General features: G+C 69.7%; 20 protein-coding genes, 1 tRNA gene and 1 riboswitch. Of the genes, 13 read left to right on the plus strand and 8 right to left on the minus strand.

The genetic code is table 11. The annotated features are described in order from the left end of the window. Nucleotides 1–72: 72 nt before the first annotated feature. Nucleotides 73–1,197, plus strand: a complete 1,125-nt coding sequence (locus H4F90_RS02865) for a rhodanese-like domain-containing protein (protein ID WP_182661285.1) — start codon at nucleotides 73–75, stop codon at nucleotides 1,195–1,197. Here the strand turns inward: H4F90_RS02865 and H4F90_RS02870 are convergent. Next, the gene (locus tag H4F90_RS02870) at nucleotides 1,194–2,144 is read right to left on the minus strand and encodes a helix-turn-helix transcriptional regulator (RefSeq protein WP_182661287.1); all 951 of its coding nucleotides are present in this window, start codon (nucleotides 2,142–2,144) and stop codon (nucleotides 1,194–1,196) included. The genes H4F90_RS02865 and H4F90_RS02870 overlap by 4 nt on opposite strands. A 955-nt stretch (nucleotides 2,145–3,099) precedes the next feature. On the opposite strand from H4F90_RS02870, the gene H4F90_RS02875 reads away from it, so the two are divergent. Together H4F90_RS02875 and H4F90_RS02880 are read left to right on the plus strand one after the other, a co-directional pair. After that, nucleotides 3,100–5,052: a ParB/RepB/Spo0J family partition protein gene (locus tag H4F90_RS02875; protein ID WP_182661289.1), complete on the plus strand. Its 1,953-nt coding sequence runs from the start codon at nucleotides 3,100–3,102 to the stop codon at nucleotides 5,050–5,052. Between the two features lie 65 nt (nucleotides 5,053–5,117). Next, entirely contained in the window at nucleotides 5,118–5,423 is a 306-nt protein-coding gene (locus H4F90_RS02880; RefSeq protein ID WP_182661291.1) for a hypothetical protein, read from the plus strand. A gap of 38 nt (nucleotides 5,424–5,461) precedes the next feature. Here the strand turns inward: H4F90_RS02880 and H4F90_RS02885 are convergent, their stop codons facing one another. Next, a complete protein-coding gene (locus H4F90_RS02885; protein ID WP_182661294.1) occupies nucleotides 5,462–5,692 on the minus strand; it encodes a helix-turn-helix transcriptional regulator in 231 nt (76 codons plus the stop codon). 125 nt (nucleotides 5,693–5,817) lie between these two features. Between H4F90_RS02885 and H4F90_RS02890 the strand changes: the two genes are divergently transcribed. Beyond that, the gene (locus H4F90_RS02890; RefSeq protein ID WP_182661296.1) at nucleotides 5,818–6,984 is read left to right on the plus strand and encodes a hypothetical protein; all 1,167 of its coding nucleotides are present in this window, start codon (nucleotides 5,818–5,820) and stop codon (nucleotides 6,982–6,984) included. Nucleotides 6,985–7,202: 218 nt separating this feature from the next. On the opposite strand, the gene H4F90_RS02895 is transcribed toward H4F90_RS02890, so the two are convergent. Both H4F90_RS02895 and H4F90_RS02900 read right to left on the minus strand, forming a co-directional pair. Then, nucleotides 7,203–7,278, minus strand: a tRNA-Asn gene (locus tag H4F90_RS02895). A 35-nt stretch (nucleotides 7,279–7,313) separates the two neighbouring features. Then, on the minus strand, nucleotides 7,314–9,497 hold the full coding sequence (locus H4F90_RS02900; protein ID WP_182661298.1) for a TonB-dependent siderophore receptor: 2,184 nt from the start codon (nucleotides 9,495–9,497) through the stop codon (nucleotides 7,314–7,316). A gap of 62 nt (nucleotides 9,498–9,559) precedes the next feature. Next, nucleotides 9,560–9,664, minus strand: a riboswitch (TPP riboswitch). A gap of 153 nt (nucleotides 9,665–9,817) precedes the next feature. Here H4F90_RS02900 and H4F90_RS02905 point away from each other — a divergent pair. Continuing rightward, a complete protein-coding gene (locus H4F90_RS02905) occupies nucleotides 9,818–10,183 on the plus strand; it encodes a putative quinol monooxygenase (protein WP_182661300.1) in 366 nt (121 codons plus the stop codon). 88 nt (nucleotides 10,184–10,271) lie between these two features. On the opposite strand, the gene H4F90_RS02910 is transcribed toward H4F90_RS02905, so the two are convergent. The 3 genes from H4F90_RS02910 to H4F90_RS02920 form a co-directional block, all read right to left on the minus strand. After that, nucleotides 10,272–12,053, minus strand: a complete 1,782-nt coding sequence (locus H4F90_RS02910) for a PhoH family protein (protein WP_182661302.1) — start codon at nucleotides 12,051–12,053, stop codon at nucleotides 10,272–10,274. 132 nt (nucleotides 12,054–12,185) lie between these two features. After that, on the minus strand, nucleotides 12,186–12,662 hold the full coding sequence (locus H4F90_RS02915) for a peroxiredoxin (RefSeq protein WP_182661304.1): 477 nt from the start codon (nucleotides 12,660–12,662) through the stop codon (nucleotides 12,186–12,188). Between the two features lie 81 nt (nucleotides 12,663–12,743). Continuing rightward, entirely contained in the window at nucleotides 12,744–13,118 is a 375-nt protein-coding gene (locus H4F90_RS02920; RefSeq protein WP_182661306.1) for an Mth938-like domain-containing protein, read from the minus strand. A gap of 159 nt (nucleotides 13,119–13,277) precedes the next feature. Between H4F90_RS02920 and H4F90_RS02925 the strand changes: the two genes are divergently transcribed. The 8 genes from H4F90_RS02925 (at nucleotide 13,278) to H4F90_RS02960 (ending at nucleotide 20,781) form a co-directional block, all read left to right on the plus strand. Then, nucleotides 13,278–14,507, plus strand: coding sequence for a pyridoxal phosphate-dependent aminotransferase (locus tag H4F90_RS02925; RefSeq protein WP_182661308.1), 1,230 nt, complete (start codon nucleotides 13,278–13,280; stop codon nucleotides 14,505–14,507). An 84-nt stretch (nucleotides 14,508–14,591) separates the two neighbouring features. Then, nucleotides 14,592–15,923, plus strand: a complete 1,332-nt coding sequence (locus H4F90_RS02930) for a homoserine dehydrogenase (protein ID WP_182661310.1) — start codon at nucleotides 14,592–14,594, stop codon at nucleotides 15,921–15,923. 35 nt (nucleotides 15,924–15,958) lie between these two features. Then, nucleotides 15,959–17,383, plus strand: a complete 1,425-nt coding sequence (gene thrC / locus H4F90_RS02935) for a threonine synthase (protein WP_182661311.1) — start codon at nucleotides 15,959–15,961, stop codon at nucleotides 17,381–17,383. Nucleotides 17,384–17,409: 26 nt separating this feature from the next. Then, entirely contained in the window at nucleotides 17,410–17,952 is a 543-nt protein-coding gene (gene mobB, locus H4F90_RS02940; RefSeq protein ID WP_182662987.1) for a molybdopterin-guanine dinucleotide biosynthesis protein B, read from the plus strand. Nucleotides 17,953–17,979: 27 nt separating this feature from the next. Continuing rightward, nucleotides 17,980–19,269: a molybdopterin molybdotransferase MoeA gene (locus H4F90_RS02945; protein WP_182661313.1), complete on the plus strand. Its 1,290-nt coding sequence runs from the start codon at nucleotides 17,980–17,982 to the stop codon at nucleotides 19,267–19,269. 44 nt (nucleotides 19,270–19,313) lie between these two features. Further along, nucleotides 19,314–19,568: a MoaD/ThiS family protein gene (locus H4F90_RS02950; RefSeq protein WP_182661315.1), complete on the plus strand. Its 255-nt coding sequence runs from the start codon at nucleotides 19,314–19,316 to the stop codon at nucleotides 19,566–19,568. Nucleotides 19,569–19,772: 204 nt separating this feature from the next. After that, nucleotides 19,773–20,249 (plus strand): molybdopterin synthase catalytic subunit MoaE, encoded by a 477-nt coding sequence (gene moaE / locus H4F90_RS02955; protein WP_182661317.1) that lies wholly within the window; start codon nucleotides 19,773–19,775, stop codon nucleotides 20,247–20,249. A gap of 139 nt (nucleotides 20,250–20,388) precedes the next feature. Next, nucleotides 20,389–20,781 (plus strand): CrcB family protein, encoded by a 393-nt coding sequence (locus H4F90_RS02960; protein WP_182661319.1) that lies wholly within the window; start codon nucleotides 20,389–20,391, stop codon nucleotides 20,779–20,781. Nucleotides 20,782–20,811: 30 nt separating this feature from the next. Here the strand turns inward: H4F90_RS02960 and H4F90_RS02965 are convergent, their stop codons facing one another. Continuing rightward, a complete protein-coding gene (locus tag H4F90_RS02965; RefSeq protein WP_182661321.1) occupies nucleotides 20,812–21,708 on the minus strand; it encodes a DUF808 domain-containing protein in 897 nt (298 codons plus the stop codon). Nucleotides 21,709–21,728 lie beyond the last annotated feature (20 nt).

Genomic DNA, 21,728 nt, shown 5'->3' on the forward strand with positions numbered 1-21,728 from the left:
GGGGCTTCGTGTCAGGGGGCACCACCGCGCCCCGTTCGGAAACTCTAGGTTCCCCACCCACCACTTCACGCGATGACTTCGAGCCAAGAATCATCGGATCGAGCGCGCAAGCTGAACAAGCCGCCCGAGATCGAATCCCTCGCGGGGGCCTTCCACCCGCACGCGATCGAGGTGCAGGACTTCTCGCACTACGCACTCGTCATCGACGTGCGAACGCGGGAGGAATACGAGGACGATCACATCCCCGGTGCGGTGCAGTTTTCGCCGGCAGTGGTCGGCCAGGGACCACTCGTTACGGGGCACGCCGACGCTCAGAACCGAGCGTTGGCGGCCCAAGACAGCGCAGGTGACGCCGAGTTGCCGGCTTCGCTCGCCGCGCTTGTTGCGCCGTTGAAGCTGGACCAGGCCATCCTGGTCTACTGTGGACGAGGTGGGCTCGACAGCTTGCCTGTCGCCCGGGCGCTTCGTTGGCGCGGCTGGAGCGTCGATGTGCTTCCCGGAGGATGGATCAACTACCGCCGCTGGGTGCAGGCCGGCCTGGAGGTCCTGCCCCGGATGGCGACGTTCCGCGTGGTCGCCACGTCGCTGGGCTGCGAAGCCGACCGCGTCTTGAACGCGATGTCCACCGTTGGCCATCAGGTGCTGAACGTCGAAGCGCTGATGGTGCGGCGGCGTGGTTCGATCTCGTTCTGTGCAGCGCAGCAACCCTCGCAGGCGTGGTTCGAGAGCCAGTTGCTCCAAAGACTTCGCTCTGTAGATCCGCGTCGACCCGTCTGGATCGGCGATGTCGAGGCTCAAGTCGGTGAACTGCAGTTGCCAGGTTCGATGGCCGATGCGATCGGCGCAGCGCCAGCAGCTCTGCTGGTGGCGCCGATCGAAGAGCGCGTCAATCGGTGGATCGAGGACGAGCCGGCCTGGGCCTCGCCGTCGGATGCAGTCGAAGCGATCGCCTCGTGGAGCCCACCTCCGGAAGGTCGCTTGATCGAGCGCTGGAGGGATCTGTCCCTGCGCGAACTGGCTGGCTTGGTCGCCAGCGTGCTGACCGACTACCTGGATCGACGGCAATCCGCCAAACACTCGCTACGGAATGCCAAGTCGAATGGACTCGTGCCCCTGGTGGCCGACTCGCTGAAGCAGGACCAACTGGCTCTGGCGGTGCAGGCGTGGCAACCGATGCCTGAAGTCGTGGCGACTTAGCCAATCAACAGGCCGCACTCGACGGCAAGGCGTGTTGCCAACCGGCGATTGGGCACCCCCAGCTTCATGTTCATGCGCTGGAAGCGGGAGTTGATCGAACTCTTGCTGACGTTCAGTTCAGCCGCGATGCGCTTGCTGCTGTGGCCTTGATGCTCGTGCCGGAGCAACTCCAGGTCGGCCTGCGTGATGCGGGCCTTGACGATCAGCTCGCGCCGGATGCGGGCCAGCCACCAGTCGTGCAACTCGGCGGCGAGCAGGCGGGCCCCGAGGCGGAAGCGGCCGAACCCTTCGCCGTCGAAGAAGCCGGGTTGGGGTGATCCGAGGCAGAGCAGACTGATCCGCGAGTGGCCGGCGCCCGAGTGGGCCGGCACGAGGGCTGCAGATGCAAAGCCATTCTGCTGGGCCAGCGCAATCACTCGCTGGCCCTCGGCGTCGAGCACCGGCAGTGAACTGGCCGGGATCGGCTCCGAATGGTGCGCCGCGTAGGCCAGCCATGGGTCGTGGGCGAAGCAGCCGGCCTCAAGGTATCGCTGGCACCAGCCGGGCTCGCACACCAGCATGAAGCGGCAGGTAGAAAGATCGGCGTTGTCGCGGATGAAGCTGACGAAGACCGCGTGCTCGGCGCCGAGGGCATGGACGCCATCGACGAGCAGCCCGTGAACCGTGGCCTGGTCCATGGCTTCGCCAATGCGTTCGGCGATGGCAGCGACGTGATCGGTGTAGTTCGCAGCCGCCACGATCCGCGCCAGCGCCGGGCCCTCAGGTTTCGCTGGCGTCGCTGCTTCGCCAGAGCTCGTCGGCGTCTCGCTTGAGGCTGATGTGGAGCAGCGGGTGCTCGAAGCGGATGGGGTCGTTGTCACACCACCGCCTGAAGTGCTCCGCGTCCGCGAACTGGACGGACTGCTGCGTTCGCAGCCCACGCCGGGGGATTTCTTCTCGTTCGACATAGAGACCTCCTGCAACGCGTTGTAGGAAGAACCGGACTTCCCCCCTCCGGCCTTCGGCGCTCAGGGTTCGAGCGCTCTTTGACGCGGCCCCGTTGGTCGCCGTCCCCATGGCGTCTCCTGGCACGACACGCCGCGGCAGGCCAGGGCGTGTCACGCGGTTCACCGGATGTCCCTCGCTTTGATCGGCCCCGGCGCGCGCCGCGTCGCCGTCGCGGTGCGACGGTCATCGAGCAACAGTGGCGCCTTCGATGCCGCAACGGCTGCGGCTGGCGCCTCGTGGAAACGGCGCATACCTGCTCCAAGCGATGAAAGGGAACGACACGATCCGCTCGGACAGGCGGCTTGTGGTGGCCCGCACGGGACGGGCTTCTACACAGGTTGTAGAAGACTCCAAGAGATGTCGCGTTGTCCACCTCTGCGCCGAAGTTTTTGGTAAGCGTTGGTACGTGGGACGATGGGCTAACACGCGAATGGCACGCCACCTCTCGCGCGCCAATGCCGGCCTCGGCGGTGATGTCGAGTGCGCCCGCGTTCATCGGCCACCCGATGTGCGAACCGTAGCGCCGCGCGCGCCGTCGCAAGGGCCTTTCGCGGCATAGGCCGGTGCCCTCCCGCCTGCGGCGGTCCCCTCCCAGCTATTCCACGGTGCCCTTGCGCCCGCGCTTGTCCGCGGCGCTGTCGGTGTCGCACGGCGACCGACGAATGCGGGGCAGCAGTCCGCTCAACCCAACGCCGAGGGATCAACAGCCAATCCGGCTCCCTCGGAAAACAGGGCAGGCGGTTTTCGGGTCGGGAAGACAGACGAGGTCTTGATGCAAGTCGATCTTGAAGGCAGCGAGTGGGCACGGCGCCGTTTACGCAAAGTTGCCGTGCCGTTCAAAACCTGGGCCTTTCCCTGGCCCGGCGTGCCGCCGTGATGCGTTGTCGAGAGACGGTCGCGCAGTGTCATCAACCTATGGAGTTCATCATCATGGAACACACGAAGGAGTTGCTCTCGGTGCCGCTGGCCAGCTTGGTGCCGTCGCGGTTCAACGTTCGGCGCCACTCGGTCGGTCAGGTCGAGGAACTGGCGGCGCTGATCGAGGCGCAGGGTCTCCTGCACAACCTGGTCGTCACCGAGCAGGAGGTCGGCCGGGGCAAGTCGCGCAAGCTGAAGTTCGCGGTTGCGGCCGGTGAGCGGCGGCGTCGCGCGATGCTGCTGTTGCAGCAGCGTGGCCGCCTGCCGAAGGAACACGAAGTGCTGTGCGAGCTGGTGCCGCCCGAGCGGGCGCTGGAGGTCAGCCTCGCCGAGAACAGCGGACGCGAGGCCATGCATCCGGCCGACGAATTCGAGGCCTTCAAGGCGTTGATCGACGAAGGCAAGGGCGTCGAGGACGTGGCTGCGCGCTTCGGCGTGTCGGTGTTGACGGTGCAGCGCCGGCTGAAGCTCTCGGCGCTCTCGCCGAAGCTGCTGGCGCTGTACCGCGAGGACGGAATCAACTTGGACCAGCTGATGGCGCTCACGCTCAGTGACGACCACGCCGCGCAGGAGCGCACTTGGTTCGACGCGCAGCCCTGGGACAAGACGCCGGCCGCGCTGCGGCGACGGCTGACTGTTGGCGAGGTGGAAGCGGCCGGCAGCGCGCTGGTGCGCTTCGTCGGCATCGACGCCTACGAGGCCGCAGGCGGTGTCGTGCGACGCGACCTGTTCGACGACGAGCAAAGCCGCTTCCTGTCGGATCCAACGCTGCTGGAGCGGCTGGCGGTCGAGAAGCTCGAAGCCGTGGCCGTCACCGTGCGTGCGGAAGGCTGGAAGTGGGTCGAGGCGCGGCTGAGCGTGGACTCGCAGGCCCTGCGGCAGTTCGCGCCCTGTGTGCACGTCAACCGCAAGCCCACGGCCGCTGAGCAGGAGGAACTCGATGCGCTGGCTCGCCGCGCTGCCGAACTGGAGCAGCAGGCGCAGGCACTGGACGACGCGCCCGAGTGGCCGCCCAACGAGGCCGAGATGATCGACCTGGAAGAGCAGGACATCGCGGCGCGGTGCAAGGTCATCCACGAGGCGCTGAAGACCTGGACGCCGGAACAGATGGCCCACGCCGGTGTCGTCGTCTCCATTGGCCGCGACGGTGATGTCGAGGTGATGCGCGGACTCGTGCGCGACGAAGATCGGAAGGCCATCGCTGCCGTGGTCCGCTCCAAGGGCGCGACGGACCAGGGCAGCTCCGATGACGCGAGCGACGACGAGCCGCACTCGGCTTCGTCGTCGGCGGCACCGGAGCGCCGGGCACCCGGTTGCAGCGAGGCGCTGACCAAGCGGCTTACCGCGCATCGAACAATGGCCCTGCAGGCGATGCTCGCGCAGAACGCGGCGGTGGCCCTGGCCTCGGTAGTCCATGTCTTCGTGCTGCGCACCTTCGGTGCCGACTATCCGCGCGAGGCTTCGGTGCTGCAGGTGTCGCCGCAGTTGTCGGGGTACGCGCTCGAAGCTGCGGCCGACGACCTCAAGGCCAGCCGGGCTTGGCTGGCGGTTCAGCAGGCGAAGGATGCGTGGCAAGCCCGCCTGCCCGAGCAGCAGGGCGAGTGGTTCGGATGGTTGCTCGGCCTGTCCCAGGTCGAGCTGCTCGACCTGCTCGCGCTGTGCAGCGCGCTGACAGCGAACGCGCTGCCGACCGCAGGTGCGGCAGGCAGCGCAAATGCCATCGCGGCGGCGCTGGGCCTGGACATGGCCGTCTGGTGGGAGCCGACCGCCGAGGGCTACCTGAACCACGTGCCGAAGGCACAGATCATCGAGGCGCTGAAGGAGGTCGGGCCCGAACTGGCGGGTGGTGGTGTCGAGGCGATGAAGAAGGATGCGCTGGTGACGGCAGCGGCATCGCGGCTGGCCGGCACGCGCTGGCTGCCGGAGCCGCTGCGCCGATCGCCGGGCTGAACGCGAAGTTGACCGGTTGGCGCGGGCGGTGTGAACCCGCCCGCGCGATCCGGGTCGGAGGAATCGTGTGGCTGCTGGTCGCTCGCGAACCCCGGCCGGACGCGCCTGACTGGCCCGGCCGGCGCCTGCTCGCGGCCATTGATGCGGTCGCGTGGCCGCTGATGTGGGTGCTGCTGATCCGGCAAGTGCCGGGGCCCGCAGGCCTGGTCGGCCCGTTCGTCACGGCGCTCGCCGTGCTCTTGGGTCTAGGGCGGTTGCACCGCGCGCTGTGGGAGAACCATCGCTACTGGTTCACGACCTGGCGCTGGGGCAAGGTGCTGGGCGCGATGCTGCTTATCGGAGCCGTGCTGAAGCTCTCGATGGCAGCGTAGCCTGAAGGTTCTTCAGCGCGCTGCGCGCGGCGACGACATCAGTGTGACACCGTGGGGCGACCCGCGCTCCACTGCTCGAGGTCGATGCGACGCCACGCGACGGCGCGCTTGGCGAGGCGAACCGGCGACGGGAACTTGTCCTCGGCCATCAGCCGATAGATCGTTGACCGGCCGAGTCCGGTCATCCGCACGACGGCAGCCATGCGGACGAACACGGCGGACTGCACCTCGGCGGCGGGCGGTTTCGACTCGGTCTGCGTCTGGCTCATCAGGCGGCTCCTGGGCTGCGTCTGAGGAGAACTCTAGGCGCTGCAGGCGGACCCGCGAGCGATGACTTTGGGCCGAAAAGTGTCGGGCTGAAGTGGAGCGACACTGTCGATCACAGAGCGAAGTCATGCCCGAAGTCACCCCGATCAAGCGCAGTCGGCTGTTTGTCCCCGACACCGCGCACCTGGCAGGCCTAGTTGCCGACATCATGTCGGACAGCCGCGAGCGCAGGCGGGCTGCGCAACGCTTCCTCCCCGATTTGCTCGAAATGGGATGGCTGCCGTTGCTCTGCTGGCATCACATCGAGGAGTTGCTTCAGCATCGCGACGAACATGTTGTGGATGCACGGTTGTCCTACGTTTGGAGCCAGCCGCTCATTGCCTGGATACGCCCTGTGGACCCAAGCGCCGGGCCTGGGTCCATCATCGACATTCTGCGGGCCGAGGTTGCGGCTGCGATGCGCAATCCAGGTGCCGATGCCACTGAGGTGTGCGACCTCGCCGGACATGAGCTCATTGCCGTGGGCGCAGGTACTGATGCGATTCCAACGAGCTTCCGCGATTGGCGTTTGCTTCGAAGTGCGCTGACTCAGCAACAACAGAACGCGCGCCGGGTCACGGCGATTGCAAGGTGGCGCGCGACCCAGATCGATGACACGCCGATAAGCGCGTGGATGAACCAGCCGGCCAGGGACCCGGACGCGACTGCTCGGATGCTCGGAAGGTTGCACGAGAGCCTTGCGCACGAGATCGCGACCCGGGGGGATAGGCGCATTCCGGACGCGAGGTCGATGGCGGCCGAGTTCATGCAGCAGATTGACCGCGACGGTCGCGCAGTTGTCGAGGATCGGGTGGCCAAGCCTGCCGTCCAGTTGCTCATCAACGCAGGGTTGGACCCCGAAGACATCGACCCATCTGCAACCTTCGGCGAGACGATGAACCTGCTGACCTTCCAGAAGCGTCTGCGCATCGTGGCAGAAGGGCTCCGCTTGCCCTGGGCTGAGTTGAAGCGCCGAGTCACCAGGCAGCAGCTACCCGTGATGGTCATCGAGGAATCGATGCGGCTCCACGCCCAGGATCAGCCGGAGCGCAAGGGCAGCGAGCTGAACGACACGCACCTGCTTTGCCTCGCGCCGTACGCCGACCAGACATTCGTGGACAAGCGCACCTTGGAAAGCGCCCGCCGGGCTCGGAGCAAGAGTCCGATGTTCGACCGCCTCACGACCGGCGTCGCGCGTGCGAGAGACTGTGCTGAGCTGGCTGCTGTGCTCACTGCTCAATCGCGCACGCCTTGAAGGGGTCGCCCGCAGTGAACCGAGCCCCTTCCGCGCTGTCGCAAATTCCGGTGTTGGGTGGACCGAGGCAGACGACTGGAGCAGCAAGCGATGCGGCGCCACTACAACGGTCGGTCTGAGTTGCGGTGTCGGAAGATCATCGACCTCAAAACTGGCACCAGCCAAACCCAGAAAGCAAAAAAGTCAGCAGGCGCTAACCTGCTGACTCTTGCGTTTCTTGGCTCCCCGACCTGGGCTCGAACCAGGGACCTACGGATTAACAGTCCGGCGCTCTACCGACTGAGCTATCGGGGAAAGAGCCTTGCACTATAGCAGGATTTCCTCGCCTGTCACAAGTCCAGCTGCAGTGATGCGCGCACGCTACGGGCCGGCAGGGGGTAGAGGTAGACGTGGCCGAACTGGTAGGGGCTCTCCTGCCAGGCGCGGCGGTTGGCCAGGTTGTCGATGCCGGCGCGCCAGATCAGGCGCTGGCCGCTGGCCAGGCGCTGCTCGTAGTTGGCGCCGATGTCGATGCGTGCCCAGCCGGGAATGCGCAGGCTGTCGTCGCCGGGGATGAGCACGCGGTCGCTGTCCGCGCTGAGCAGGCCGTAGGCGCGCAGGCCGGGCAGGGCGCTGAAGCGGTACTGCAGGTCGGCGCGCAGGCTGCGGGCGGGCACATTGACCGGGCGGCTGCCGTTCAGACCGGCCTGGGCGCTGCCCTCACGGCGGGCGTGGATCCAGGTGCCGGCCAGGCCCAGGGTCCAGGGGCCCAGACGGGTGTCGATGCTGGCCTCCAGACCCTGGTGCACCGCCTCGCCGTCGGCCTGGCGGCTGCAGCTGCCGGGGCTGCTGTCGCTGCAGGGGCCGAGGTCGGCGAAGACAGGACGGTCGATGCGGAAGAGGGCCAGGCCGCCCTGCAGTGCGGCGCTGCCGCCCCGCCAGCCAATCTCGGTCTGGCGACTCTCGAGCGGGCCGATGGCCTCGCCGCGGCGCTGGTAGCGCGGGCGATTCGGGGTGACGTCGGATTCGACGCCGCGGCCCCAGCTGGCGTAGACGCTGTGGCCGGGTGCGGGTGTCCAGCTGGCGGCGATCCAGGGGGTGGTGAAGTCGTCTTCGTAGGCCGTGGCGCGGGTGCCGGAGGTGGTGATGCTTTCGCGCTCCAGCCGGGTGTGACGCAGGCCCAGCCAGAGTTGCAGGCTGGGCGAGAGCCGGATCTGGTCGCGCAGGTAGAGCTCGCGGCTGCGTTCGCGGCGGTTGGTGTTGTCGTCGGTCAGGGTCGGGTCGGCCGGCACCTGGCTTCGACCGTCGATGTGGCCGACGCCGACGTAGTTGTAGGCCTGGCGTTCGAAGTCGGCCCGGCTGCGGTTGAACAACACGCCGGCAGACAGGCGATGGCTGAAGGGGCCGGTCTGCAGGCCGCCGTGCAGGCCCAGGTCCAGCGCATGCTGGCGGCGGCGTTCGTTCTCGCTGCGGAAGTCGTAATAGTCGAAGCTGCCGTCGCTGCAGTAGCGGTCGTAGTTGCCCTCGGCGTCGCAGCCGTAGGGGAAGGCGGTGTAGTCGTCGGTCTTCAGCCGCTGGCTGGCGCCGTGGGCGACGAGGCGCCAGCCAGCGCTCAGCACCTGGGTCCAGCGCAGGCTGCCGGTGAAGGCCTCGAAGTCGACCGGGCGCACCCAGGCTTGGTTGTTCAAGTTGATCGTCGGGTCGATGTCCCGCGCGTCGGGCACGCGCCCGCCGAGCAGGCTGAAGCCGGGCTGGCTGGGCTGCCGCTGCTGGCTGATCTCGAACTCGGCCTCCAGCAGGCTGCCGGGCGCCAGTCGCCAGTCACCTGCCAGGGCCAGCAGGCGGCGCTGGCCTTCGGCGTCGTCCAGGCGCGGGCGCAGACGCTCCGCCGCCACGTTCAGGCGCAGGCCGAAGGCGCGGTCCTCGCCGAAGCGGCTCGACAGGTCGACGGCGGCCAGCAGATTGCCATTGCCCTTGATCTCGACCAGGCCGCTGCGCAGCTCGACATCGGGCCGCTTGACGACGAGGTTGACCAGCCCCCCCGGCGCACTGACCCCGGCCTGGATGCCGCTGGCCCCCTTGAGCAGTTCCAGGCGCGACTTGTTGTCCAGGGGCAGGGCGGTCTCGCCGCTGATCGGCAGACCGTCGCGGCGCAGGTTGCTGCGCAGATCCAGGCTGAAGCCGCGCACGGTGATGTTGCTCCAGTAGCCGGTGGCGTTGTAGGCGCCGCCGACACTGGCGTCGAGCCGTGCGAAATCGGCCAGGCTGACGCCGCCGATATCCAGCCGCTGGCCTTCGCCGAGCACGGTGGTCTGCATCGGCAGCTCGCGGGCGGGCGTGCCGGCGAAGCCGCCGATCTCGACCTGGGCCGCATCGGCCCGGCCTTGCACGCGGACGGTACTGAGCGTGGCCGCGTCCTCGACCGACCAGGCGGGCAGGGCGGCGCACAGCGGCCACAGTCCGGCGAGGATCAGGCGCCCATGCGGCGCGGCTGCCGGGGCGGCGGGGGACGGGGGGATCAGGTGGTGAGCCATCGGTGCTTGCGTTGCGATGGCAGGTGAGCGCTGCAGCAACGCGGTCGCGCCAACAGGCCGACCCCGAGGACTGGACGCTTCCCTGCGCGAGGATTACCTCAATCAGGTTCAAAGGGACTTTCTCAGTCGGCCTGCCTCAAGCACGGCCAACACCCCCAGCAGCACGGTGCACCCCGGACGGGGCAGCCGTGTGTCCCGATTATGCGACTTGCGCGCAGGGTTCGCCCCGATGGGGGCGGCCGGCGCCTCTCGGCAAGCTCCGCCCGTTCGCTGCCGGCCCTGCCGGCCGCGTGCGTCCTGCCCTCGAACCGGAGACTCCGATGAGCCAGCCCGACACCTGCTGCACCCTCGTGCCCTACTTCAAGGCCAAGCCCGGCCAGCTCGCTGCCTTCCAGGCGCTGATGCCGCGCTTCACCGACCTGACCCGCAACGAGCCGCGCTGCCTGCACTACGCCTTCAGCGTCGAGGGCGACAACGTCCACTGTCGCGAGGGCTACGCCGATGCCGCCGGCGTGCTGGCCCATCTCGACAATGTCGGTGCGGTGCTGGGCGAGGCCCTGCAGCTGGCCGACATCACCCGCCTGGAAGTGCACGGCCCCGAGGCCGAGCTGGACAAGCTGCGCACGCCGCTGGCCGGCCTCAACCCGGCCTTCTTCGTGCTGCAGCCGGGCGGCTTCCGGCGCTGAGGCGGAAGCCCGCTGCAGGGGCTCCTTCAAGCCCAAGGGCCCCATGGGGGCCCTTGGCATGTCGGGGGCGACCGGGTGGCCGCACGCCTCAGAGCACGTCCGACGCGAAGTCCGCCAGCCGCGAGCGCTCGCCGCGCGCCAGCGTCACATGGCCGCTGTGCGGCCAGCCCTTGAAGCGGTCGACGACATAGGTCAGGCCGGAACTGCCCTCGGTCAGGTAGGGCGTGTCGATCTGCGCCAGGTTGCCCAGGCAGACGATCTTGGTGCCGGGGCCGGCCCGGGTGATCAGGGCCTTCATCTGCTTGGGCGTGAGGTTCTGTGCCTCGTCGATCAGCAGGAACTTGTTCATGAAGGTCCGGCCGCGCATGAAGTTCAGGCTCTTGACCTTGATCTTGCTGCGCACGAGGTCGTTGGTCGCGGCGCGGCCCCACTCGCCGGCGCCGCTGTCGTTGCGGGCCAGGAATTCGAGGTTGTCGTCCAGCGCGCCCATCCAGGGGCCCATCTTCTCTTCCTCGGTGCCGGGCAGGAAGCCGATGTCCTCGCCCAGCGGCACGGTCACGCGGGTGACGATGATCTCGCTGTAGCGCCGCTCGTCGAGCACCTGCGAGAGGCCGGCGGCCAGCGTCATCAGCGTCTTGCCGGTGCCTGCGGTGCCAGCCAGGGTGATGAAGTCGCAGTCCGGATCCATCAGCAGATTCAAGGCGAAGTTCTGCTCGCGGTTGCGCGCGGTCACGCCCCAGACCGAGTTCTTCGCATGCGTGTAGTCCTTGAGCGTGCGCAGCACCGCCGTCTTGCCGGTGATCTCGGTGACCTTGGCGTAGAGCGGCGCGGCGCCCGGGGTCTCCAGGTAGACGAACTGGTTGACCAGCAGCACCGGCACCATGGGCCCGGCGATGCGGTAATAGGTGGCGCCGCCCTGCTGCCAGCTCTCCATCGTCTTGCCGTGGCGGTCCCAGAAGTCCGCTGGCAGGGCGAGCACGCCGGTGTAGAGGAGGTCGCCATCCTCCAGGGTCTTGTCGTTGGTGTAGTCCTCGGCGGCCAGGCCCAGCGCGCGGGCCTTGACCCGCATGTTGATGTCCTTGGACACCAGCACCACCTCGCGCGTCGGGTGGGCCTCCACCAGGTGCTGCACCACACCCAGGATCTGGTTGTCGGCCTTGCCCTGCGGCAGGCCCTGGGGCAGCTTGACCTCCAGCAGCTTGGTTTGGAAGAAGAGCTTGCCGCCTGCCTCGCGATGACCGGTCTTGGCCAGCGGGATGCCGGCGGCCGAGTCGAAGGCCCCGTGGCCCATGGCCGCGACGAGCGCGTCGAGTTCGCGGCTGACCTGGCGGACATTGCGCGAGACCTCGCTCATGCCCTTCTTGTGCCCGTCGAGTTCCTCCAGCGTGATCATCGGCAGGAGGATGTCGTGCTCCTCGAAGCGGAAGAGACTGGTCGGGTCGTGCATCAGCACGTTGGTGTCCAGCACGAAGAGCTTGGCCGGGCCGCCGGCCAGGCGACGCGGTCGGGCACGGGCGGGTTCGGTCGCGGGGCGCTGCTCGCGGACGGCTGTGCGTGGTGGCGTCTCGATCGCCGGGTTGCCGGCATGGACGGGTGCCGGCACGGCCTGCGGCGGGACCGTCGGTGCAGGGTCCAGCCCCTCGGGCCGGGCGGCGCTCCGGCTGCGCGGGCTGCGAGAGGGCGCGCGTGGGGGACGAGCACCCAGATCGGCATCGGCTGCGAGGGGCGCCGGATCCAGCAAGGCGGGCGGGGCGCTGGCCTCGTCCGTCGTCGCCGTGCCGCGCTTGAGCGCACGCGGCGCGGCCTGGGCCTCGAAGTCACGCGGGCCGAGCAGGGAAGCTTTCTGGGTCGGGGGCTTGGGCAGGGGCATGGTCAGGGCTGAACGCGGAGCCGGAAAAAAGAAAAGCCGCACAGCAAGCTGTGCGGCTTTGTTGGGATGCGGGGCTTCGTCCCTCTGGCATGCAACCCATTATGCACGCCGGGTGAAGCCCGGCAGCCGACCTCAGGCGGCGGCGCGCAGCCCCTGGACCGACTGCAGGACTTCGTCCACATGGCCGGCCACCTTGATGCCGCGCCACTCGGCGATCAGCACGCCCTGCGGGTCGATCAGGAAGGTCGAGCGCTCGATGCCCTTGACCTTCTTGCCGTACATGATCTTGTTCTTGACCACGCCGAACATGTGGCAGAGCTTCTCTTCGGTGTCGGCAATCAGCTCGAAGGGCAGTTCGAGGTTTTGCTTGAACTTGTCGTGCGAGGCCAGGTTGTCGCGCGAGACACCGAAGACGACGGCGCCCGAGGCGAGGAAATCGGCGTGGCGGTCACGGAACTGCATCGCTTCCGTGGTGCAGCCCGGGGTGTTGTCCTTCGGGTAGAAATAAAGGACGATCGAGCGACCCCGGAATGCCTGCGGCGTGAAGGTCACGCCGCCGGTGGCCTGCGCATCGAAATCCGGAAGGGGTTTGTTCAGGGCAGGCGTCATGGCAGGTGGGCAGGGCTTGAACAGCCGCGCATTATAGAAGGCGCGCCGAGGCCTCCCCTGGCTGCTCCCCCGACCGCTGGCTCAGGCGTCCAGCAGCAGGGCCGCCACCACCGCACGATCCTCCGACAGCAGCACGTTGTAGGTGCGGCAGGCGGCGGCGGTGTTCATGGTCTCGATGCCGATGCGGCGCGCCATCAGCGGTCGCAGCAGGGCCGGCTTCGGGAAGCGCTGGCGGCTGCCGGTGCCCAGCAGCACCAGCTCGGGCTGCAGTGCGGCGATGGCCTCGAAGTCCTCGAGGCGCAGACCGTCGAAACCCGCCGGGGCCCAGGCCTGGACCTCGCCCTGCCAGGGCAGGAGCAGGCTCTCTCGCCAGACCACGGATCCCACGCCGATGCGGTCAGGATGCACCGCGGAGACCACGTTGGGACGGCTGGGCAGATCGGCTTGGAACTTCATGGGGCGGGGCTTCCGGCTCGGGGGCGCGGGCGGACACGGGCCATCGGCCATGCGAGAGCCAGGATCCACCCCTCGACTAAAATTCTAGCTTTCGCCTCGCGCCCGGGGCCCCGTCAGGGGGCATGCGCCAGGCCGACGCTGACCCACTGCGGAGCCCCCGTGAGCAAACCCATCCACAAGTCGAGCAAGCTGGCGAATGTCTGTTACGACATCCGCGGACCGGTGCTCGACAAGGCCCGTCAGATGGAAGAGGACGGCCAGAAGATCATCAAGCTGAACATCGGCAACCTGGCGGTCTTCGGCTTCGACGCCCCGGACGAGATCGTGCAGGACATGATCCGCAACCTGCCCTCGGCCGCCGGCTACACCGACAGCAAGGGCCTGTTCGCGCCGCGCCGCGCCGTCGTGCACTACACGCAGGAGAAGGGCATTGCCGGCGTGACGGTGGACGACGTCTACCTCGGCAACGGGGCCTCCGAGCTGATCGCGATGAGCATGAACGCCCTGCTCGACGCAGGCGACGAGGTGCTGGTGCCCGCCCCCGACTACCCGCTGTGGACGGCCTCCGTCTCCCTGTCGGGCGGCACGCCGGTGCACTACCTGTGCGACGAGGGCGCCGACTGGTACCCCGACCTCGACGACATCCGCCGCAAGATCACGCCGGCGACCCGTGCGATCGTCATCATCAACCCGAACAACCCGACCGGCGCGCTCTATCCCGAGCCGCTGCTGCGGGAGCTGGTCGAGATCGCGCGGCAGCACAAGCTCATCGTCTTCGCCGACGAGATCTACGACAAGACGCTCTACGACGGCAACGTCCACACCAGCATCGCCTCGCTGGCCGACGATGTCTTCTTCGTCACCTTCAACGGGCTCAGCAAGAACTACCGGGCCTGCGGCTACCGCGCCGGCTGGATGGTCGTCTCGGGCAACAAGCGCCAGGCCAAGGACTACATCGAAGGCCTGAACATGCTGGCCTCCATGCGACTGTGCGCGAACACGCCCGGCCAGCTGGCCGTGCAGACCGCGCTCGGCGGCTACCAGAGCATCAAGGACCTCGTCGCGCCGCAGGGCCGTCTGACCCGCCAGCGCGACATGGCCTACGAGCGCATGTCGGCCATTCCGGGCGTCAGCGTGGTCAAGCCCAAGGCGGCGCTCTACATGTTCCCGCGCCTGGACCCGAAGGTCTATCCGATCCAGGACGACCAGCAGTTCGCCTACGAGCTGCTGGCCGAGGAGAAGGTGCTGATCGTGCAGGGCACCGGCTTCAACTGGCCGCAGCCGGACCACTTCCGCCTCGTCTTCCTGCCCAACACCGACGACCTCGGCGAGGCGCTGGACCGCATCGAGCGTTTCCTGGCCGGCTACCGCCGCCGCCACAGCGTCTGAGGTCTCGGCCTCTCCCCCCCTTTCCCCGACGCGGCCGGCCACGAGCCGGCCGCGTGCCCCTTGATCCTCTCGCGTCCTGATTCCATGAAAGCTCTCCAGCTCGGCCTGCTCGGCATCGGCACCGTCGGCAGCGGCACCTTCGCTGTCCTGCAACGCAACCAGGCGGAGATCGTCCGCCGCGCCGGCCGCGGCATCGTGATCAAGACCGTGGCCGATCTCGACACCGCCTGCGCCCGGGCCGTGGTCGGGGATGCCGCGCAAGTGGTGGCCGACGCCCGCGCGGTGATTGCCGATCCCGAGATCGATGTCGTCGTCGAGTTGATCGGCGGCTACGGCATCGCCCGCGCCCTGGTGCTGGAGGCCATCGCGGCCGGCAAGCATGTAGTCACCGCCAACAAGGCCCTGCTGGCCGTGCATGGCAGCGAGATCTTCGCGGCCGCGCGCGCCAAGGGCGTGATCGTCGCCTTCGAGGCCGCGGTCGCCGGCGGCATTCCCATCATCAAGGCTCTGCGCGAAGGCCTGACCGCCAACCAGGTCCAGTGGGTGGCCGGCATCATCAACGGCACGACGAATTTCATCCTGTCCGAGATGCGCGACAAGGGCCTCGATTTCGACGTCGTGCTCAAGGAGGCTCAGCGCCTGGGCTATGCCGAGGCCGATCCGACCTTCGACATCGAAGGCGTCGATGCCGCCCACAAGGCCACGCTGATGAGCGCCATCGCCTTCGGCGTGCCGGTGCAGTTCGACAAGGCCCATGTCGAGGGCATCACCCGGCTGGCCGCTGCGGATATCCGCTATGCCGAGCAGCTGGGCTACCGCATCAAGCTGCTGGGCATCGCGCGCCGTCAGGCTGAGGGCATTGAGCTGCGCGTGCACCCGACCCTGGTGCCGACCAAGCGCCTGATCGCCAACGTCGAAGGCGCGATGAATGCGGTGATGGTGCAGGGCGATGCCGTGGGCACCACCCTCTACTACGGCAAGGGCGCGGGCAGCGAGCCGACCGCCTCGGCTGTGATTGCCGACCTGGTCGACATCGCCCGCCTGTCCGGCGCTGGCGAGGGCGCCCGCGTGCCGGCCCTGGGCTTCCAGCCCGAGGCCCTGGCCCAGGCCGACGCCCTGCCCATCCTGCCGATCGAGCAGGTGCTGACCTCCTTCTACCTGCGCCTGCGCGTGGCCGACGAGGCCGGCGTGCTGGCCCGCCTGACCGGCATCCTGGCCGAACGCGGCATCTCGCTGGACGCCGTGCTGCAGCGCCCGGGCGACGAGGTGGCCGCCGGCCAGCCCGCCGCCACCGACCTGATCATGCTGACCCACATCACCCGCGAAGGCGCCATGCGCGCCGCGCTGGCCGAGATGCAGGCCCTGCCGAGCGTGCTGGCGCCCATCGTCAGCCTGCGCAAGGAAGATCTCGCCTGAGCCGGGCCCGGGGCCTTCCCGAACCGAATGCAACGATGAAGTACATCAGCACCCGCGGCGACCGCACGGAGCGCCGCTTCTGCGAGATCCTGCTCGAAGGCCTGGCGCCCGACGGCGGTCTCTACCTGCCCACGCACTACCCGAAGGTCGATGCCACCACGCTCGCGCGCTGGCGCGGCCTGGGCTATGCCGAGCTCGCCTTCGAGATCCTCTCGCGCTACATCGACGACATTCCGCCGCTGGAGCTGAAGGCCCTGGTCGACAAGACCTACACGGTCGCAGCCTTCGGCGACGCGGCCATCGTGCCGCTCAAGCCCGTCACGCCTGCGCGCGGGGGCCAGGGCGCCGTCCTGCTCGAAGCCCTGTCCAACGGCCCCACCCTGGCCTTCAAGGACATGGCCATGCAGCTGCTCGGCAACCTCTTCGAGTACGAGCTGGCCCGCCGTGGCGAGACCCTGAACATCCTCGGCGCCACCAGCGGCGACACCGGCAGCGCGGCCGAATACGCGATGCGCGGCAAGCGCGGCATCGCCGTGTTCATGCTCAGCCCGCTCGGCCGCATGAGCCCCTTCCAGCAGGCGCAGATGTTCAGCCTGCAGGACGCCAACATCCACAACCTGGCCGTCGAGGGCGTCTTCGACGACTGCCAGGACATCGTCAAGGCCGTCAGCGCCGACCTGGACTTCAAGCGCCGCCACAAGATCGGCACCGTCAACTCGATCAACTGGGCGCGGCTGCTGGCCCAGGTCGTCTACTACTTCGCCGGCTACTTCCAGGCCACGGAGACCAACGACGAGCGCGTGAGCTTCACTGTGCCCAGCGGCAACTTCGGCAACGTCTGCGCCGGCCACGTCGCGCGCATGATGGGCCTGCCCATCGAGCGCCTGGTGGTTGCCACCAACGAGAACGATGTGCTCGACGAGTTCTTCCGCACCGGCGCCTACCGCGTGCGCGGCAGCGCCGACACGCACGAGACCTCCAGCCCCTCGATGGACATCTCCAAGGCCAGCAACTTCGAGCGCTTCGTCTTCGACCTGCTCGGCCGCGACGCCGCCCGCACCGCCGAGCTCTTCGGCGCGCAGGTGGGGCAGGGCGGCTTCACGCTCGACGCCGCCAGCTTCGCGAAGGTGGCGGGCTACGGCTTCCGCTCGGGCCGCAGCACGCATGCCGACCGCCTGGCCACCATCCGCCGCGTGGCTTCGGAAAGCGGCCTGATCGTCGACCCGCACACGGCGGACGGCCTGAAGGTGGCCGCCGAGCAGCCCGGCCCCGAGACCATGATCGTGCTGGAGACCGCGCTGCCGGCCAAGTTCGCCGCGACCATCGTCGAGGCCCTGGGCCACGAGCCCCCGCGGCCCGCGGGCCTGGAGGGCATCGAGGCCCTGCCCAAGCGTGTCCAGGCGGTGCCGGCCTCGGTCCAGGTCGTCAAGGACTACGTGGCCGCCCACGCCCCCGCATGACCCTCGACCTGCCGGCCGGCCCCGCCATGAAGGCCGTGGGCTTCTGCGGCTACTCCGGCTCGGGCAAGACCACGCTGGTCGAGCAGATGGTCGGCGGCCTGCGCGCGCGCGGCCTGCGCGTCTCGGTGGTCAAGCATGCCCACCACGCCTTCGACATCGACCAGCCCGGCAAGGATTCCTGGCGCCACCGCGAGGCCGGGGCCTACGAGGTCGTCGTCTCCTCCAGCCGCCGCCTGGCCAAGGTGCGCACGCTGCGCGAGGACCGCGAGCCGACCGCCCACGAGCTGCTGGCCGAACTGGCCCCCTGCGACTGGGCCCTGGTCGAAGGCTTCAAGCATGCCGACCTGCCGAAGATCGAGGTCTGGCGCGCCAGCACCGGACGGCCGGTGCAGTACCCGGCCGATCCGCACATCCGGGCGATCGCGACCGACAGCCGGGCCGAGCTGCCGCAGGCCACCGAGCTGCCGCTGCTGGACCTGAACGACCCCGAGGCCATCATCGCCTTCCTGATCGGGCAGGCTGCGGACTTCGCCTACACGCCCCGCGCGCTGCCCCGGCTCGGCTTCTGAGCCTGCTTCGCCCTTGCGCCTCCCCGCATGAACCGACCCGCCCCCAAGCCGCTGATCAGCCTGGACGAGGCCCTGGCCCGCCTGCTGGCCCAGACCCCGCGCCTGGCCGGCGTCGAGACCGTCGACAGCTTCGAGGCCCTGGGCCGCGTGCTGGCCGAGGACCTCGTCGCCCCGCTCGACGTGCCCGGCATGGACAACAGCGCGATGGACGGCTACGCCCTGCGCCGTGCCGACCTGCTCGGCCCCGAGGGCCTGGCCCGCGCGCTGCCGGTGGGCCAGCGCGTGGCGGCCGGCCACCCCGGCGGCCCCCTGGCCGAGGGCACGGCCGCGCGGCTTTTCACCGGCGCCGAGATCCCGCCCGGCGCCGACGCCGTCGTGCCGCAGGAGCAGGCCGAGGCGCTCACCCTGCCGGACGGCCGTGCGGCCGTGCGCATCACCGTGCTGCCCGAGCCCGAGGCCTGGATCCGCCGCCGCGGCGACGACGTGCGCCAGGGCGCCACCGTGCTCGCCACCGGCACCCGGTTGAGCGCCCAGGCCCTGGGCCTGGCCGCCTCCCTGGGCCGGGCCACGGTGCAGGTGCGCCGCCGTCCGCGGGTGGCCCTGTTCTCCACTGGCGACGAGCTCGTGATGCCGGGCAGCCTGCCGCCCGAGCAGCTGCCGCGCGGCGCCATCTACAACTCCAACCGCCACACCCTGCGCGGCCTGCTGCAGGCGGCCGGCGCGGAGGTCACCGACCTCGGCATCGTGCCCGACCGCCGCGAGGCCACCCGCGAGGCCCTGCGCGCCGCGGCCGAGGCGCATGACCTGATCCTCACCTCGGGCGGCGTCTCGGTGGGCGAGGAAGACCATCTCAAGCCCGCCGTCGAGGCCGAAGGCCGGCTGGACCTGTGGCAGGTCGCGATGAAGCCCGGCAAGCCCCTGGCCTTCGGCGCAGTGCGCCGGCCCGGCGCGCCGGGCGAGGCGCGGGGCGCAGCGGCCGAAGCCTTGTTCATGGGCCTGCCCGGCAACCCGGTGTCGAGCTTCGTGACCTTCCTGCTGGCCGTGCGGCCGGTGCTGCGTGCGCTGGAGGGCGAGCCCGTCCACGCGCCGCGCGCGCTGCAGGTGCCGGCCGCCTTCGACTGGCCGCACCCCGACCGACGCCGCGAATTCCTGCGCGCGCGGCTGGATGCCGCCGGACAGGCCCACATCTACCCCAAGCAGTCCTCCGCCGTGCTGACCTCGGCCGTCTGGGCCGAGGGCCTGATTGATGTGGCGGCCGGTCAGGTCATCCGCGCCGGCGACCCGGTGCCCTACCTGCCCTATGCGGCCCTGCTGTGAGCGGCGCCGCCCGGCCCCTTGCCCTTCCGCCTGAGCCTGTCCTGATGAGCACCGTCCACGTCCGCTACTTCGCCGCCCTGCGCGAAGCCCTGGGCCCCGGCGAAACCGTGGCGCGGCCCGAGCCCGCCACCATGGCCGCCCTGCGCGATGCCCTGATCGCCCGCGGCGGCGCCCATGCCGAGCGCCTGGCCCGCGGCCGCGCCGTGCGCATGGCCGTCGACCAGCAGATGGCCGACGAAGCGACCCCGCTGCGCGAGGGCGCAGAGGTCGCTTTCTTCCCGCCGGTCACAGGGGGGTGAGGGCACGGGGCCCCAAGGTCCCTGCGGACCTTGGGGTGGCCCGAACGCCGGCGGGCCTACGAGCCCGGTGGCCGGGGGCGAAGCCCAGGGCACGGGGCCCCAAGGTCCCTGCGGACCTTGGGGTGGCCCGAACGCCGGCGGGCCGATGAGCCCGGTGGCCGGGGGCAGCCGATGTGATCCGGTCGAACCGACAATCAGCACGCCATGCACACCGACACCGTCACCATCCAGACCGCCGACTTCGACCTCGGCGCCGAAGTCGCCCGCCTGCGCGAGGGCGATGGCGGCGTCGGCGCGGTGGCGGCCTTCATCGGCACCGTGCGCGATCGCAGCGAGGGTGCCAGCGTGTCCGCCATGGAGCTGGAGCACTACCCCGGCATGACCGAGCGGGCCATCGAGGCCATGATCGCCGAGGCCCGCCGCCGCTTCGCGCTGCGCGGCGTGCGGGTGATCCACCGCGTCGGGCCGCTCGACCTGGGCGATCAGATCGTGCTGGTGGCCGTGAGCTCGGCCCACCGCGGCGAGGCCTTCCAGGCCTGCGAATTCCTGATGGACTACCTCAAGACCCAGGCGCCCTTCTGGAAGAAGGAAACCACGCCCGAGGGCGCACGCTGGGTCGACGCCCGCGTGGCCGACGACGCGGCCCTGGCCCGCTGGGGCATCGAGGCCCGCAATGCCTGAGGCCGCCCACGGGCGCGACGCAGGTCGGGCCGGCGGCTGGCTCGGCCGTGCCCGGCGGGTGGGTGCCGGACACCCGCGCCGCGCAGGCGCGGCCTGCGGCGTGCGGCGCCTGCTGGCCGGCTGAGCTGCGATGAGCGGCATGGGCCCCGCCCTCTGGCTGCAGGCTGCGGCCGTGGCCGGTGGCGCAGCCGCCGGCGGCCTGCTGCGCTGGGGCCTGAGCCTGCTGCTCAACCCGCTGTGGGCGGGCTTTCCGCTCGGCACCCTGTTCGTCAACGCGGTTGGCGGTCTGCTGATCGGCGGCCTCGGCGCCTGGTTCGCCCAGCAGCCGCAGGATCTGCTGCGCCTGCTGCTGGTCACCGGCCTGCTCGGCGGGCTGACCACCTTCTCGGCCTTCTCGGCCGAATCCCTGGCCTTGCTGCAGCGCGGCGCCCTGGGCCTGGCCCTGCTGCACACCGCCGCCCACCTGGTGGGCGCCTTGGCCTGCGCGGCGGCGGGCTGGGCCCTGGTGCAGGCCCTGCTGGCCCGCGGCTGAAGCCGGGGCCGGACCACCGCGGCCCCGGCTTCAGCCGCGCAGGCGCTTGATCAGGCGGACCGCGCCCAGCACCAGCGCCCCCGCCAGCAGACCGACGAAGCCGTCGACCGCCATGGCGCCCAGCACCCCCAGCGCGCCAGCGCCCTCGGCCCAGGCGGCCACCGCATGGTGCAGCGGGGCGATGCCGTGGGCCAGGATGCCCCCGCCCACCAGGAACATGGCCGCGGTGCCGAAGACCGACAGCGCCTTCATCAGCCAGGGCGCGCCCCGCAGCAGGCCGCGGCCCAGGGCGGCCTGCAGGCCGCCGCGGCGGCTGAGCCAGAGCCCGGCGTCGTCCAGCTTGACGATGCCGGCCACCAGGCCATAGACGCCGACCGTCATCAGCACGGCGATGCTGACCAGCACCGCCAGTTGCTGGCTGAAGCTGGCGGCGGCCACCGTGCCCAGGCTGATCACGATGATCTCGGCCGAGAGGATGAAGTCGGTGCGCACCGCCCCCTTGATCTTGTCCTGCTCCCGCGCCACCAGGTCCACCGTCTCGTCGGCCAGGGCGGCGCGCAGCTCGGCCTGGTGGGCAGCGTCCTCGGCCCGGCTGTGCAGGAACTTGTGGGCCAGTTTCTCGAAGCCCTCGAAGCAGAGGAAGGCGCCGCCGATCATGAGCAGTGGCGTGATCAGCACCGGCAGGAAGGCGCTGATGGCCAGGGCCGCCGGCACCAGGATGGCCTTGTTCACCATCGAGCCCTTGGCCACGGCCCAGACCACGGGCAGCTCGCGGTCGGCCTGCACGCCGGTGACCTGCTGGGCGTTGAGCGCCAGGTCGTCGCCCAGCACGCCAGCAGTCTTCTTGGTGGCGACCTTGGTCATCGCGGCCACGTCGTCCAGGATGGAGGCGATGTCGTCGAGCAGGGCGAGCAGGCTGGTGGCCATGGGGGGTGTCTCCGGGAAGG

The organism is Aquariibacter albus (assembly GCF_014145335.1).
Taxonomy (GTDB): Bacteria; Pseudomonadota; Gammaproteobacteria; order Burkholderiales; family Burkholderiaceae_C; genus Aquariibacter; species Aquariibacter albus.

Excerpts from the sequence above, each read along its gene's own strand:
- H4F90_RS02865 (WP_182661285.1), top strand. The coding sequence starts at position 73 with ATGACTTCGAGCCAAGAATCATCGGATCGAGCGCGCAAGCTGAACAAG.
- H4F90_RS02870 (WP_182661287.1), bottom strand. The coding sequence starts at position 2,144 with ATGTCGAACGAGAAGAAATCCCCCGGCGTGGGCTGCGAACGCAGCAGT.
- H4F90_RS02875 (WP_182661289.1), top strand. The coding sequence starts at position 3,100 with ATGGAGTTCATCATCATGGAACACACGAAGGAGTTGCTCTCGGTGCCG.
- H4F90_RS02885 (WP_182661294.1), bottom strand. The coding sequence starts at position 5,692 with ATGAGCCAGACGCAGACCGAGTCGAAACCGCCCGCCGCCGAGGTGCAG.
- H4F90_RS02890 (WP_182661296.1), top strand. The coding sequence starts at position 5,818 with ATGCCCGAAGTCACCCCGATCAAGCGCAGTCGGCTGTTTGTCCCCGAC.
- H4F90_RS02900 (WP_182661298.1), bottom strand. The coding sequence starts at position 9,497 with ATGGCTCACCACCTGATCCCCCCGTCCCCCGCCGCCCCGGCAGCCGCG.
- H4F90_RS02905 (WP_182661300.1), top strand. The coding sequence starts at position 9,818 with ATGAGCCAGCCCGACACCTGCTGCACCCTCGTGCCCTACTTCAAGGCC.
- H4F90_RS02910 (WP_182661302.1), bottom strand. The coding sequence starts at position 12,053 with ATGCCCCTGCCCAAGCCCCCGACCCAGAAAGCTTCCCTGCTCGGCCCG.
- H4F90_RS02915 (WP_182661304.1), bottom strand. The coding sequence starts at position 12,662 with ATGACGCCTGCCCTGAACAAACCCCTTCCGGATTTCGATGCGCAGGCC.
- H4F90_RS02920 (WP_182661306.1), bottom strand. The coding sequence starts at position 13,118 with ATGAAGTTCCAAGCCGATCTGCCCAGCCGTCCCAACGTGGTCTCCGCG.
- H4F90_RS02930 (WP_182661310.1), top strand. The coding sequence starts at position 14,592 with ATGAAAGCTCTCCAGCTCGGCCTGCTCGGCATCGGCACCGTCGGCAGC.
- thrC (WP_182661311.1), top strand. The coding sequence starts at position 15,959 with ATGAAGTACATCAGCACCCGCGGCGACCGCACGGAGCGCCGCTTCTGC.
- mobB (WP_182662987.1), top strand. The coding sequence starts at position 17,410 with ATGAAGGCCGTGGGCTTCTGCGGCTACTCCGGCTCGGGCAAGACCACG.
- H4F90_RS02945 (WP_182661313.1), top strand. The coding sequence starts at position 17,980 with ATGAACCGACCCGCCCCCAAGCCGCTGATCAGCCTGGACGAGGCCCTG.
- H4F90_RS02950 (WP_182661315.1), top strand. The coding sequence starts at position 19,314 with ATGAGCACCGTCCACGTCCGCTACTTCGCCGCCCTGCGCGAAGCCCTG.
- moaE (WP_182661317.1), top strand. The coding sequence starts at position 19,773 with ATGCACACCGACACCGTCACCATCCAGACCGCCGACTTCGACCTCGGC.
- H4F90_RS02960 (WP_182661319.1), top strand. The coding sequence starts at position 20,389 with ATGGGCCCCGCCCTCTGGCTGCAGGCTGCGGCCGTGGCCGGTGGCGCA.
- H4F90_RS02965 (WP_182661321.1), bottom strand. The coding sequence starts at position 21,708 with ATGGCCACCAGCCTGCTCGCCCTGCTCGACGACATCGCCTCCATCCTG.